Genomic DNA, 13670 nt, shown 5'->3' on the forward strand with positions numbered 1-13670 from the left:
TGCCCCTTCAGTATCCCCGTGTAGGTCGCCTCTCTCAGGCGGGATTCTCGCCGCTATTATTAATGATCATGATTTTCCCCAAAGGATTTCTATCTGTGCCTGATTAGAGGCCTGTTTTTTGAGTACTAGGAAGGAGTGCCCTTCTGGAAATATTGGGCATACAGGAAGCTAAAGCCCTCTTTAGGATTGGGGCTAGAGCTTTTTGAAAATAGAAAAGAAATACGAGTTTATGCCGCTTGGATTAATCCTCGTTTACCACTACACTGATGGTCTTGTCTAGTTTAATGGTGTGGATTACTTTAGTTCTATCGCTATAGACTACCACCTTATCTTCGTCTAAATATTGAACGAGTTTATAAGGTTCTGAGACTTGAATAAATCTCCATTGGGTATAAAACTGATCTGTGAGATCTTTTTCCTTTGGCAAATAAGTAATGGCGATTTCTACATCACTTACTTTCTGTATGAAAAAGTTTTCGTTGCTGGTTAACACTTTCTGTGCCGCAGGGGCTTCTTGAAATTCTTTAATGGTTAATTGTCTAAGAATATTAGAAGGTTGCGAAGGATTCCTGTTGATGACATCTACAATCAGGTTACTCACTTCGTTTTTTGTCGTCAGGAATTTTCCGTTTCCTATGTTGATGATTTTGAATACGATACTTAAAGGCTGCATGCTAGTTCGTTGTTTTTTTCTGTAAAGAAAGTAGTATTTGCCTGCACTAACAAAAAAATTGTGACAATGATCAATATATAATATACATCATCGTTTTTTCTACATGAATTGTTGTTTATTTGACGTTTCAAAAGAAAAGAAAATTGATTGTCGAAAAAAATGAAAATCGATTGTAATAAAAATGGTAATGAATTTGACAATCCATTTCAATTAGCTTAGATTTGCACAAAAAAAATTAGATACATGAGTGTTTTAGTAAATAAGGATTCAAAAGTTATTGTTCAGGGTTTTACTGGAAATGAGGGTACTTATCATGCCTCTCAAATGATAGATTACGGAACTAACGTTGTTGGTGGTGTAACACCAGGCAAAGGTGGCCAGACTCATTTGGAAAGGCCCGTATTTAATACGGTAAAGGATGCGGTTGATAAAGCCGGTGCTAATGTATCTATCATTTTTGTTCCGCCAGCTTTTGCTGCAGATGCCATTATGGAAGCTGCTGAAGCAGGTATTAAAGTGATCGTTTGTATTACTGAAGGTATTCCAACAAAGGATATGATTCAGGTAAAAGAATATATTTCTGACAGAGATTGCCGTTTAATCGGTCCAAACTGTCCAGGTATCATTACTGCTGATGAGGCAAAAATCGGTATCATGCCAGGCTTTATCTTCAAAAAAGGTACGGTAGGTGTGGTTTCAAAATCCGGTACTTTAACTTATGAAGCGGTTGATCAGGTAGTGAAAGCAGGTTTAGGTATTACTACTGCTATCGGTATCGGTGGTGACCCGATCATTGGAACAACTACAAAAGAAGCGGTTGAATTGTTAATGAACGATCCAGAAACTGAAGGTATCATCATGATTGGTGAAATTGGTGGTGGTATGGAAGCTGAAGCAGCGCTTTGGATCAAAGAACATGGTACTAAACCTGTTGTTGGTTTCATCGCTGGTCAGACTGCGCCTCCGGGACGTAGAATGGGCCATGCTGGTGCAATCGTTGGTGGCGAGGATGATACTGCTGCTGCAAAAATGAAAATTATGGCTGAATGTGGTATCCGTGTAGTAGAAAGTCCTGCTGAAATCGGTGAAGCAATGGCTGCTTTATTGAAGAAATAATAAGATCTTCTTGTATAAATTAAAAGCTCTGGTGAAATTTTCATCGGAGCTTTTTTTATTTAAGGATGACCGTATTATGGCATAAAAGGAAAACTTTAAAAGCCATAAGGCCGTATATTGTCTTAAATAAAGGAGATGAGAATGAAAGCCCTGATCAACAAAACATTTATCTTGGCCGGTTTGTTAGTCATCACTAGCTTAACGGCCTGTGCGCAAAGAGATAAAAAAGAACAAGCCCAAAAAACAAGTAAGAATATGGACTGGAACAAATTAACCAAAGAAGAAGAAGATGTGATCGTTCGAAAAGGAACGGAATATCCCGGAACTGGAAAGCTGCTGAATAATAAGGAAAAAGGGACTTATGTATGCAGGCGTTGTAATGCCCCTTTGTTTACCTCTGAAAATAAATTTGAGTCGGAATGTGGCTGGCCAAGTTTTGACGATGAGATCAAAGGCGCAGTAGAAAGAATTCCTGATGCAGATGGGATGCGTACCGAAATTGTATGTGCAAAATGTAAGGCACATTTGGGGCACGTATTTATTGGCGAAGGCTTCACTAGAAAAAATACAAGGAACTGTGTGAACTCGATCTCTATGTCCTTTGTTCCTGATAAGAAATAATCGAACTTTTAGTGAAATTGCTATAATGCCCAGTGATAACTTACTGGGCATTTCTTGTTTATCCGGAAAGAGTTTGCTTATGTTTGTCCTTTCACCAACAATTGTAAATATGAAGTATTGCTTATTTTTATGTTTGATGTTGTCTTTCACAGGCATTTCTGCCGGAGTAGACAACCCCAACGAAACGATACAAGCGGATACAACGGTACGCACAAAAACAGGTTATGCTACTTATTATGCCAGGAAATTTGAAGGCCGCCGGACCACCAGTGGAACCAGGTACCGGGCTCATAAAATGACAGCAGCTCATTTATCATTACCCTTCGGCACAATTGTTACCGTGAAAAACCTTTCTAATGGTAAAACGGTAGATGTGAAGGTCAACGACAGAGGTCCACACAGTAAAAAATACATCATTGATCTTTCTGCCGGTGCGGCAAAAAAACTAGGCTTTTACAGTAAAGGGCATTCGAAAGTAGAAATCAGCTACCAGCTCTACTCGGAATAGTGCAAAAAATCTTTTGATCTGCTCAGTTTAGGCCTATTTATTAACATCGTTTACTAATCAAGTAATCGATAAAAAGAAATAAATAGCAAAATTCAAGGTAATTCCTATGTCAATTTGTTCTCAGCGTGTTGATAAATATGACCGCTTGTTAACAACTATTGTAACCAAATCCTGACGCCAAACTTTATATTTGTTATTACAAAGTTCTTAAGTGAATCACATCAGTATTTCCAGTTAAAGGTTTAATATTTAGTCGTTTAAGGTAGGTAGAAGTAATTTTCTTTTTCATCTTTTCAAAACTAAGTACGGATCCTCTGGCGATTGGAATCCTTTAGAGCTTTTTAATTATTCTATACATTTATCCTTATTAAAAAGATGCTTATGCAAGAAGAAGAAGTATTATTAAGAGAAAACAAAGATCGTTTTGTTCTTTTGCCAATTAAATATCCTGAAATCTGGGAAATGTATAAAAAGAGTGAAGCTAGTTTCTGGACTGCGGAAGAAATTGATCTTTCCGATGATCAGAAGCACTGGGACAATCTGAATGATGGCGAAAGACATTTCATCTCTCATATTCTTGCCTTCTTCTCGGCAAGTGATGGCATCGTAAATGAAAACCTTGCAGTGAACTTTATGAGTGAAGTGCAACTTCCGGAAGCACGTTGCTTTTATGGTTTCCAGATTATGATGGAAAACATCCACTCTGAAACCTATGCGCTTTTAATCGATACTTATATCAAAGACCCTGAAGAAAAAGACAGGTTATTCCATGCCATTGATACCGTTCCTTGTGTGAAGAAAAAAGCAGAATGGGCTTTAAGATGGATTGAAAACGGTAGCTTTGCAGAACGTTTGGTGGCTTTTGCTGCGGTAGAAGGAATCTTCTTCAGCGGTAGTTTCTGCTCGATCTTCTGGTTAAAGAAACGTGGCCTGATGCCGGGATTAACTTTCAGTAATGAGTTGATTTCCAGAGATGAAGGTTCGCACTGTGAATTCGCCTGCCTGTTATATGGCATGCTGAAAAACAGATTAAGCGAAGAGCAGGTGCATGGCATCATCCGTGATGCAGTAGAAATCGAGAAAGAATTCGTAACGGATGCTTTGCCGGTAGCACTGATCGGAATGAACGCCAAACTGATGTCTCAATACATAGAATTCGTTGCAGATAGATGGTTGCAGGAATTGGGTTATACCAAAATCTATAATGCCACCAACCCATTCGATTTTATGGAGATGATCTCTCTACAGGGAAAAACCAATTTCTTTGAAAAAAGAGTAGGTGATTACCAAAAGAGCGGTGTCCTGACTTCAGCAGAAGATAAAGCAGCAGCTTTCTCTTTAGATGACGACTTTTAAATACTTTCTGCTTTTTACAGAAAGTGACCTAAATAAATAATTGAAATTCGGTGCCTTTGCCGGGATCTTTACCACCTCCCGATCAGCACCTTTAAAAAGCTGAAAAATATGTTTGTAATAAAAAGAGATGGCCGTAAAGAAGCGGTTAGGTTTGATAAGATAACGGCTCGGATTGAGAAGTTATGTTATGGTTTTAATGTCGAACTGGTAGATCCGATTGATGTTGCCAAGAAGGTAATTGAAGGTTTATATGATGGGGTAACTACCTCTGAACTTGATAATCTTGCAGCAGAAACCGCCGCATCTTTAACTACGAAACATCCTGATTATGCTTTGCTGGCTTCCCGTATTGCGGTATCGAACCTACATAAAAACACTACGAAGTCGTTCTCAAAAACGATGGAAAGTTTATACTTGTATATCGATGGTAAAACTGGAAAATCGGCTTCACTGATCGCAGATGATGTGTGGGAAGTGATTCAAGAACATGCTGATATCCTGGATAGCACTATTATCTATGACAGAGATTTTGGTTTCGATTATTTCGGTTTTAAAACACTGGAAAAATCATACCTGTTGAAAATCGAAGGTCAGATTGTGGAACGTCCTCAGCATTTGTTCATGCGCGTTTCTGTAGGTATTCATAAAGGGGATATCGACAGTGTGATCAAAACATATAACCTAATGAGTGAGCGTTGGTTTACGCATGCTACACCAACCTTGTTTAATGCCGCTACACCAAAACCTCAGATGTCTTCTTGTTTCTTATTAACGATGCAGGATGATAGTATTGAAGGAATCTATGATACGTTGAAACAAACGGCTAAAATCTCTCAAAGTGCAGGAGGTATCGGACTAAGCATTCATAATATCCGTGCTACAGGATCTTATATCGGTGGTACAAACGGTACAAGTAATGGTATCGTTCCAATGCTAAAAGTGTTCAACGATACTGCACGTTATGTAGATCAGGGTGGAGGTAAACGTAAAGGTGCCTTTGCGATTTACTTAGAGCCTTGGCATGCAGATGTATTCAGCTTCCTTGACCTGCGTAAGAACCATGGTAAAGAAGAGATGCGTGCGCGTGATTTATTCTATGCACTATGGATTTGTGATTTATTCATGAGACGTGTAGAAGAAGATGGAGAGTGGAGTTTATTCTGCCCACATGAAGCACCAGGTTTAGCAGATTGCTTTGGCGAAGAATTTGATGCGCTTTATGAGCGATATGAAAGAGAAGGAAAAGCACGTAAAACGATCAAAGCTCAGGAATTATGGTTCGCTATCCTGGATTCACAAATCGAAACGGGTACACCATATTTGTTATACAAAGATGCTGCTAACAGCAAATCTAACCAGCAAAATCTGGGTACAATTAAAAGCTCTAACTTATGTACAGAGATCATCGAGTATACTTCTAAAGATGAAGTTGCTGTATGTAACTTAGCTTCATTAGCTTTACCTAGATACGTGATTAATGGTGAGTTTGACCACCAAAAATTATATGATGTAACTTATCAGGCAACTTTAAACCTGAACAAGATCATCGATTATAACTACTACCCTGTAATAGAGGCTCAAAACTCTAATATGCGTCACAGACCAATCGGACTGGGTGTACAGGGACTAGCAGATGCCTTTATCTTAATGCGTTTACCTTTCGAAAGTGATGGTGCCCGTCAATTGAATAAAGAAATCTTCGAAACGATTTACTTCGCGGCAATGACTGCTTCGCATGACCTTGCAGTGGTTAACGGTCCTTACGAAACTTTCAAAGGTTCTCCTTTGTCGAAAGGTAAGTTCCAGTTTGATCTTTGGAATGTACAGCCAGACAGTAACCGTTGGGATTGGGAAACGCTACGTAAAAACGTAGTTAAAAATGGAGCCTATAACTCTCTATTGGTTGCACCAATGCCTACTGCTTCTACTTCCCAGATCTTAGGAAATAATGAGTGCTTCGAGCCTTATACTTCTAATATCTACACAAGAAGGGTATTGAGTGGTGAGTTTGTAGTAGTGAACAAGCACTTGTTGAAAGACCTTGTTGCATTGGGTCTTTGGACTCCGGCAATGAAAGACAGAATTATTTTGGCGAATGGATCGATTCAAGACATTGCTGAGATTCCTGATTATATTAAAGAATTGTACAAAACAGTTTGGGAGATCAAAATGCGTAGCATTATTGATATGGCTGCCGATAGAGGTGCTTACATCTGCCAGTCTCAATCCCTAAACTTGTTTATCAATGCACCAAACACTTCGAAACTGACTTCAATGCATTTCTACGCATGGAAAAAAGGATTGAAAACCGGTATGTACTACTTACGTACGCAAGCCGCTTCTCAAGCTGTTAAATTTACAGTAGAGAATCAGGCCGGTAAAAACATGGAACCGGTAATTCCTGCCCATATCGATCAGGTGGTAGAAGAAATTACTGACGGACCGGTTTGTTCAATGGAAGAAGGTTGCATTAGTTGCTCTGGTTAATTCCAATCTAAACGTTTAAACTATTAGGGCTAAGGATCAATACTTAGCCCTTTTTTTATGCTGGTTTAATATAGGTTATCCACATTTTGATTTGTAGTTCTACACAGTTTGTCCACAGGTTATAATGATGTTCTGCACAATTAAACCAGGATTATCCACTCTTATCCACGTTTTCTAAAGGATTACCCACAGGTTCCTAACGTGTTCCCCACAGCTTGCCAACAGGTTTTACACAGGGTTATCCACAGTGAGAAAAGTTGTTCACAATGGGACTATAGGTTATAAACAGGTTGTCCACTTGCTGCCAACAGGTTCCTAACGCGTTCCCCACAGGTTGTACACAGACTTATCCACATGCTTTTTCCTTGTAAATAAGTGATTTGTCATATTTATTAACGTTTACACAGCTTAATCTGCGATCTTGTATCTTTGTGAAATAATGGCCAAACACGAAATAATTCCATGCGAGCGTTGCGGTACACCTATTGAGTGTAAGGCCAACTCCTACACAAAATGTCAGTGTAGCGCGGTCCAATTGAACCTGAATGAAGTACAGTACATCAGCGAACATTATGAAAGCTGTCTTTGTGCCAAATGCTTATTCGAACTTCAACAGGAATATCGAGACATGGTATCCGCGTAATTTCATTGTCCACACATCTTTCAAATAACAATTAGAGCGGAAATTATTTTCTGCTAACTTTGTATCACAAAATTTCATAGAATGGCTAAAGTACAGGTTGGATTGGTGCAGATGAGTTGTACCGGTAATAAACAAGAGAATCTAGATAAGGCGATCGTTAAGATCCGAGAAATCGCCGCTATGGGCGCACAGGTCGTGTGTCTGCAGGAATTATTTACTTCATTGTATTTCTGCGATGAAGAGAATTATGAGAATTTTAAGCTCGCAGAGTCTGTTCCAGGCCCATCAACAGATGTGCTGTCGAAAGTAGCTGCCGAACTGAATGTAGTAATCATAGCTTCTTTATTCGAGAAAAGAGCAGAAGGCCTTTACCATAATACCACTGCCGTATTAGACGCAGATGGTGCTTACCTGGGTAAATATCGCAAAATGCACATCCCGGATGATCCTGGATTTTATGAGAAGTTCTATTTCACTCCTGGTGATTTAGGCTATAAAGTATTCAAAACCAAGTTTGCAAAAATTGGGGTGTTAATCTGCTGGGATCAATGGTATCCGGAAGCTGCCCGCTTAACCGCGTTAATGGGTGCAGACTTTTTGGTATATCCAACAGCAATCGGATGGGCAACCACTCAGGATGAAGCTACCAATGTAGAACAATATAATGCATGGCAAATGATTCAGCGCTCTCATGCGATCGCAAATGGTGTTCCTGTAGTGAGCATCAACCGCGTAGGTGAAGAAGCTGGCGTTGCTTTCTGGGGCGGATCATTCGTATCCAATCCTTTTGGAACATTATTGTATCAGGCAGACCATAGCAAGGAAGAATTGAAAGTTGTAGAACTTGACTTGTCAAAATCTGACAGCTATAGGACGCATTGGCCATTTCTACGCGACAGACGTATCGATAGTTATTCACAAATCACCAAAAGATATATAGATGACGAATCTATTTAATGATAGTCCCAAAAAAGCAGGATACAGTTTCCCTGCCGAATGGGCAAAGCACGAAGCAACATGGTTGAGCTGGCCACATAAGGAAGCGTCATGGCCAGGAAAACTGGATACCATTTACGGTCCTTATTGCGAGTTTATTAAAATCGTAGCCACTGGCGAGAAGGTTAGAATCAACATCAATGATGAAGAAACTAAGGCTTTTGCCATTGCAGAACTTGAAAAAGTTGGCGCTGATTTAAGTCAGGTGGAGTTTTATATGAACCCAAGTAATGATGCCTGGTGCAGAGATCATGGTCCGGCATTTTTATTGAACACAGCAAAAGATAAAAAAGTAGTGGTAGACTGGGGTTATAACGCCTGGGGTGGTAAATATCCTCCATTCGACCTGGATGATGTAATTCCAACTAAAATTGCCCAGCATTTTAACTTGCCACTTTACCTTCCTGAAATTGTAATGGAAGGTGGTTCGGTAGAATTTAATGGTGCAGGAACGATTTTAACGACTACCGCTTGTCTGTTAAATAAAAACAGAAATCCTCATTTGACAAAAGAACAGATAGAACAATATTTATTGGAGTTCTATGGGGCTGAGCAAATCCTTTGGTTAGGTGATGGCATTGTTGGTGATGATACCGATGGTCATATCGATGACATAACCCGTTTTGTAAATGAAGATACGGTTTTAACAGTCGTAGAAAGTAATCCACTGGATGAAAACTATATTCTTTTACAGGAAAACCTGGAAGCGCTAAAAGAGATGCGCTTATTAGACGGTAGACCATTGAATATTGTAAAATTGCCAATGCCTTCGCCAGTGATTCATGAAGATACCCGTTTACCAGCTTCTTATGCAAATTTCTATATTGCCAATGCGGCAGTGATCGTTCCTACTTTTAGAGATGTGAATGATGAGATTGCACTGAGAATTATTCAGGAGGTTTTCCCGGATAGAAAAGTGGTAGGTATCGATTCTACAGATATCATCTGGGGATTAGGAAGCTTCCATTGCTTGAGTCAGCAGGAACCAGCGATTTAATTGATTGCGGAAATAAGTACAAAATATTAACCAAACATATTTATAATGAAATTACTAGAAGGAAAAACAGCATTGATCACCGGTGCTTCAAAAGGAATCGGCCGTAAGATTGCAGAGAAATTTGCGGAGCAAGGTGCTAACGTTGCTTTTACTTACCTGTCTTCTGTAGAAAAAGGAGAAGCATTAGAAAAAGAGCTGCAAAGCTTCGGTACCAAAGTTAAAGGATACCGTTCAGATGCTTCGAAATTCGACCAGGCAGATCAATTGATCAATGACATCGTTGCTGATTTTGGTACATTGGATATCGTAGTCAACAATGCAGGGATCACTAAAGACGGTTTACTAATGCGTATGAGCGAAGAAAACTGGGATGATGTGATCAATGTGAACCTTAAATCTGTGTTCAATGTGTCTAAAGCTGCTTCTAAAGTGATGATGAAAGCCCGTAAAGGTTCGATCATCAATATGAGTTCCGTAGTAGGTGTTCAGGGAAATGCAGGTCAGGCGAATTATGCCGCTTCTAAAGCGGGTATCATTGGTTTTTCTAAATCATTAGCAAAAGAACTGGGTTCTCGTAACATTCGTACGAATGTGGTAGCACCAGGTTTTATCCGTACAGAAATGACGGATGTACTGGATCCGAAAGTAGTAAAAGGATGGGAAGAAGGAATTCCATTGAAAAGAGCAGGTGAGCCGGAAGATGTGGCAAATGTTTGCGTGTTTTTAGCTTCTGATATGAGTGCTTACGTGACTGGACAGGTATTGTCGGTTTGCGGTGGTATGTTGTAAGATATTATAGGGCGCTTTAAAATAAGCGCTTTTCAAAAGGAGTATCGGTGTTCTGGCTGGAACCTTTGCCTGAAGGGGCAAACTTCCTGGGCCTTCACACAGATACTCCTTTTTTATGCGTAAAAAACCGCGAATGCGCTGGTGTTAATTACATCCCGCACCGGAAAAGCTAGCCAACAGGCTTGCATTCCGACTTTCAATTGCAGCTTTACTCATGGTGATTTCAGATTGATCCTGATCGTCCTTATAATCGAAAGAAGAATCATCATCAGTATAGGCGTTAGTGGTTCTTAAGAAGTACCAGGCAAGTGCAAGTGCATCTTCTTTTTGCATGAGAACGGAACTGTTTTTCGTTAAATAATCCACCAGAGGCTGTATGTATTCTGTAGTCAGACGCCATTTATCTAAGTCTCTTAGTGATGCGACACCAAATGCTGGCGTGCTTGCTCCTGATCCATCAGTAAAACAACCATACATGGTCTCATAGATAATTAATGAGGTAAGGAAATTTTGGTTTGCACCTGATAATATATTTTTATTGAGAACAATGGTGTTGTCTACATGAACCGGACTCACTATCGCATTTACGCTGTAAGTAGATGTTGTTGAAGCATACTGGCTTTGAAGAGAACCATCATTTATAGTGTTTTTCACGAAAAAATAGGGGTTTCTACTTATTTTTCTAATGATGTCAGTGATTGTAAAAGAGATACTGGTCTCCAAGAATATATTTTGGATTTTAGTATTTAAACAAGCATTATTAATCTCAATATCGATGCCTTTAACGATTTCCAAAGGGATTTCTGGAGGCAGCGGGGGTACATTAGGCACCGTTCCTGTTGGGCGAGTTCTAGGGATCCATCCAGATCCTGGAGGTGTCCAGTTCAAATCCACCATATAGCACTCTATCTTGGTTCTAGGCAGCACTGTTTTTATTCCATTTGCATCGGTGATCGTAATAAGTGGCCCATCTTTATAACAAGTATTGCCGGATACGCCTGAAACGGTATTGGTGTGTGTGACGTTTTTAGCAGTAACGTTCTGCTCAGAAAGTTGATTGGATTTGTCCTTTTTGCAGGATTGTAAAACGGTTAAGGAGACTGCAATGATGCAGGCAATTTTCAGAAAACTCTTCTGAGTTTCTTTAGAGCGTTTTTTCATAAGAAGTTATTTATTGATTTATAATGGTTAAAAAATCAATATACCAATTCTTTAATTATTTATAATATACTCATAGTTAAAATGTTACACTCGTTTCTTGGGCGGGAAAAGACAGCCCCCCCCTGATTTCATAGGCCAGCCTGGGATTTGCTTATCTTTCCGATTTGCTTCCTCTTGATTTTATGGAAATAATTTGATTTTATTTTTCAAAATTTAGCATCTTAGCCTTGTACTATGGGCAATTCCTTTAATTTTTATACGATAATGACTTTGATTGGCTGTCTGCTCATCGGATTGCTCTTCGCTTATATCGCTTATCGTAAAACTTCGCATTTGGAGCCTCGGCTTCGATGGTTTTTAGCCTCGCTAAGGGCAGTTGTGATTGCGGTGATTTTAGGCTTGCTATTTTTTCCTTTGGTCAGGAATTTAAGTTATCAGCTGGAAAAGCCAATCATTATCATTGCGCAGGACAATTCTCTTTCTGTTGGCCATGTTCAGCCTGCAGGTTTTAACCGGCAACAATATGAATCGGATTTACAAAAATTAAGGGATCAGCTTGCTGCAAAGTATGAGCTAAAAGTTTATCATTTTAGTGATAGTGTAAAGACAGGCTTTGATTTTAAGAACCAGGGCAAGCTGAGTAATGCTACGGCGCTGTTTAACCGCTTAAATGACGAGTACCTGAATAGGAATGTAGGCGCAGTTATTATGGCCTCAGACGGCATCTTTAACCGTGGTGGAAGTCCATTGTATGATTTAAACAAACTAAAAGCACCGGTATATACCATTGCACTGGGAGATACCATTCCTAAACGAGATTTGCGAGTAGCGAATGTGAACCATAATAATCTGGTGTACCTGAACAACGAGTTTACAATTGAGGTGCAGGTAGAGGCTTTCGAAAGTAAAGGGGAACTGGCAAAATTGAGGGTGTTTGAAAATGGAAAGCAGCTGCAGGAAAAAGTCGTACCTATCGCTGGAAATGCGTTTGCGACTACCGTTCCGATGACAATTAAGGCCAATAAATTGGGCCTCCAAAAATATACGCTTCAGTTGAGCCCCTTGGCTAATGAGGTTTCAGAAAAGAACAATACCCAACAGATTTTTATAGAGGTAATTGATGCACGTCAGAAGGTGTTGATCGCTGCTGCAGGGCCACATCCGGATCTTTCGGTGATTAAGCAGGCTTTGAGTGCCAACAAAAATTACGATTTAAAAGTCGTCTTGGGAGATGATTTGAATTCATTGAACCCCCATGATTATGGTTTATTGATCTTATATCAGTTACCGGATGTACAGCGGAATGCAGCAGCTTTTATAGGCAAAATGCAGCAGGTAAATGTACCGGTATGGTATGTTGTTGGCGCACAAACGGATGTTAACCGCTTTAATGCCTTGCAGAAATTAGTGAGCATTAATGGAGCGGGTACAGGTATTCAGGAAGCTTTTCCTACAGTAAATACTGATTTCAGCACCTTTGGTATTGATCCTGCTGCGGTTAAAGTGATTGAAGATTTTGATCCCTTACTCGCTCCTTTTGGAAAGGTAATGCTAAATGGAATTGGTTTTGTAGCACTGAAACAACGGATAGGAAAGATTAAAACGGATGTGCCACAATTGTTTTTTGTGAATGATAATGGCAGGAAATCCGGTTACCTGATTGGAGAAGGACTATGGCGCTGGAAATTGTCGGAAGCAAAAGACGGCTTGAGCAATTCGGTATTGAATGATCTGATTTCAAAAACAGTGCAATACCTTGCGGTCAAAGACGACAAGCGCAAGTTTAAGGTTACTCCTGCGAAAAATACTTTTGAGGAAAATGAAAATGTATTGATCAATGCAGTGCTATACAATGATAGCTATGTGCCACTGAATACACCTGATGTAAGTCTGCAGCTTAAAAATGAAGCAGGGAAATTGTATAATTTCCTTTTCTCAAGAACCGGAACTACTTATCAGCTGGACGCCGGCATGTTACCCGCCGGGAATTATACTTTTAGCGCCAGTACTGCTTTGGGAGATAAGAAGTATCAGGCTCAGGGGGCCTTTTACGTCAATGCCATGATTGCCGAATACCAGCAAACGATTGCCAACCACCAATTGCTCTATAATATGGCAATACAGACCAATGGTAAGCTTTATCTGCCGGCAAACCTGCTAAAAATCCAGCAGGACATTGAGAAGAATGATCAGATCAAAACCCTCAGTTATGAGGACCTGAAATACGAAGAGCTGATAAATTTTAAATGGTTGTTTGTGATGATCATCTTATTGCTTAGCTTGGAGTGGTTTTTCAGAAAGAGAAACGGCGAAATTTAATTCC

The 13670-nt window shown here is 39.7% G+C and carries 12 protein-coding genes; 10 read left to right on the plus strand and 2 right to left on the minus strand.

Annotated elements, in window-relative coordinates; genetic code table 11:
• Positions 1-241: 241 nt before the first annotated feature.
• Positions 242-673 carry a hypothetical protein gene (locus R2S10_RS16375; RefSeq protein WP_316841502.1) on the minus strand — a complete coding sequence of 144 codons (432 nt, stop codon included), beginning with the start codon at positions 671-673 and terminating at the stop codon, positions 242-244.
• Between the two features lie 243 nt (positions 674-916).
• On the opposite strand from R2S10_RS16375, the gene sucD reads away from it, so the two are divergent.
• The 9 genes from sucD (at position 917) to fabG (ending at position 10186) form a co-directional block, all read left to right on the plus strand.
• Positions 917-1789, plus strand: a complete 873-nt coding sequence (gene sucD / locus R2S10_RS16380) for a succinate--CoA ligase subunit alpha (protein WP_182957212.1) — start codon at positions 917-919, stop codon at positions 1787-1789.
• 141 nt (positions 1790-1930) lie between these two features.
• Positions 1931-2410, plus strand: coding sequence for a methionine-R-sulfoxide reductase (locus tag R2S10_RS16385; RefSeq protein WP_316841743.1), 480 nt, complete (start codon positions 1931-1933; stop codon positions 2408-2410).
• A 109-nt stretch (positions 2411-2519) separates the two neighbouring features.
• Positions 2520-2918 (plus strand): septal ring lytic transglycosylase RlpA family protein, encoded by a 399-nt coding sequence (locus tag R2S10_RS16390; RefSeq protein ID WP_316841503.1) that lies wholly within the window; start codon positions 2520-2522, stop codon positions 2916-2918.
• Between the two features lie 381 nt (positions 2919-3299).
• Positions 3300-4274 carry a ribonucleoside-diphosphate reductase small subunit gene (locus R2S10_RS16395; RefSeq protein ID WP_182957209.1) on the plus strand — a complete coding sequence of 325 codons (975 nt, stop codon included), beginning with the start codon at positions 3300-3302 and terminating at the stop codon, positions 4272-4274.
• A 108-nt stretch (positions 4275-4382) separates the two neighbouring features.
• Positions 4383-6761, plus strand: coding sequence for a ribonucleoside-diphosphate reductase subunit alpha (locus R2S10_RS16400; RefSeq protein WP_316841504.1), 2379 nt, complete (start codon positions 4383-4385; stop codon positions 6759-6761).
• 439 nt (positions 6762-7200) lie between these two features.
• Entirely contained in the window at positions 7201-7404 is a 204-nt protein-coding gene (locus R2S10_RS16405; RefSeq protein ID WP_316841505.1) for a cysteine-rich CWC family protein, read from the plus strand.
• An 81-nt stretch (positions 7405-7485) separates the two neighbouring features.
• On the plus strand, positions 7486-8361 hold the full coding sequence (locus R2S10_RS16410) for a carbon-nitrogen hydrolase (RefSeq protein WP_316841506.1): 876 nt from the start codon (positions 7486-7488) through the stop codon (positions 8359-8361).
• The gene (locus R2S10_RS16415; RefSeq protein ID WP_316841507.1) at positions 8345-9397 is read left to right on the plus strand and encodes an agmatine deiminase family protein; all 1053 of its coding nucleotides are present in this window, start codon (positions 8345-8347) and stop codon (positions 9395-9397) included. The genes R2S10_RS16410 and R2S10_RS16415 overlap by 17 nt, the downstream gene beginning before the upstream one ends.
• Positions 9398-9442: 45 nt before the next feature.
• Positions 9443-10186 carry a 3-oxoacyl-[acyl-carrier-protein] reductase gene (gene fabG, locus R2S10_RS16420; RefSeq protein ID WP_316841508.1) on the plus strand — a complete coding sequence of 248 codons (744 nt, stop codon included), beginning with the start codon at positions 9443-9445 and terminating at the stop codon, positions 10184-10186.
• 144 nt (positions 10187-10330) lie between these two features.
• Here the strand turns inward: fabG and R2S10_RS16425 are convergent, their stop codons facing one another.
• Positions 10331-11347, minus strand: a complete 1017-nt coding sequence (locus R2S10_RS16425; protein WP_316841509.1) for a hypothetical protein — start codon at positions 11345-11347, stop codon at positions 10331-10333.
• 234 nt (positions 11348-11581) lie between these two features.
• Between R2S10_RS16425 and R2S10_RS16430 the strand changes: the two genes are divergently transcribed.
• Positions 11582-13666 (plus strand): hypothetical protein, encoded by a 2085-nt coding sequence (locus R2S10_RS16430; RefSeq protein WP_316841510.1) that lies wholly within the window; start codon positions 11582-11584, stop codon positions 13664-13666.
• Positions 13667-13670 lie beyond the last annotated feature (4 nt).

The organism is Pedobacter gandavensis, assembly GCF_032678745.1.
GTDB classification, from domain to species: domain Bacteria; phylum Bacteroidota; class Bacteroidia; order Sphingobacteriales; family Sphingobacteriaceae; genus Pedobacter; species Pedobacter gandavensis_C.

What these genes read in the sequence shown, in the direction of transcription:
- R2S10_RS16375 (WP_316841502.1), bottom strand. Translation starts at nt 673, where the DNA reads ATGCAGCCTTTAAGTATCGTATTCAAAATCATCAACATAGGAAACGGA.
- sucD (WP_182957212.1), top strand. Translation starts at nt 917, where the DNA reads ATGAGTGTTTTAGTAAATAAGGATTCAAAAGTTATTGTTCAGGGTTTT.
- R2S10_RS16385 (WP_316841743.1), top strand. Translation starts at nt 1,931, where the DNA reads ATGAAAGCCCTGATCAACAAAACATTTATCTTGGCCGGTTTGTTAGTC.
- R2S10_RS16390 (WP_316841503.1), top strand. Translation starts at nt 2,520, where the DNA reads ATGAAGTATTGCTTATTTTTATGTTTGATGTTGTCTTTCACAGGCATT.
- R2S10_RS16395 (WP_182957209.1), top strand. Translation starts at nt 3,300, where the DNA reads ATGCAAGAAGAAGAAGTATTATTAAGAGAAAACAAAGATCGTTTTGTT.
- R2S10_RS16400 (WP_316841504.1), top strand. Translation starts at nt 4,383, where the DNA reads ATGTTTGTAATAAAAAGAGATGGCCGTAAAGAAGCGGTTAGGTTTGAT.
- R2S10_RS16405 (WP_316841505.1), top strand. Translation starts at nt 7,201, where the DNA reads ATGGCCAAACACGAAATAATTCCATGCGAGCGTTGCGGTACACCTATT.
- R2S10_RS16410 (WP_316841506.1), top strand. Translation starts at nt 7,486, where the DNA reads ATGGCTAAAGTACAGGTTGGATTGGTGCAGATGAGTTGTACCGGTAAT.
- R2S10_RS16415 (WP_316841507.1), top strand. Translation starts at nt 8,345, where the DNA reads ATGACGAATCTATTTAATGATAGTCCCAAAAAAGCAGGATACAGTTTC.
- fabG (WP_316841508.1), top strand. Translation starts at nt 9,443, where the DNA reads ATGAAATTACTAGAAGGAAAAACAGCATTGATCACCGGTGCTTCAAAA.
- R2S10_RS16425 (WP_316841509.1), bottom strand. Translation starts at nt 11,347, where the DNA reads ATGAAAAAACGCTCTAAAGAAACTCAGAAGAGTTTTCTGAAAATTGCC.
- R2S10_RS16430 (WP_316841510.1), top strand. Translation starts at nt 11,582, where the DNA reads ATGGGCAATTCCTTTAATTTTTATACGATAATGACTTTGATTGGCTGT.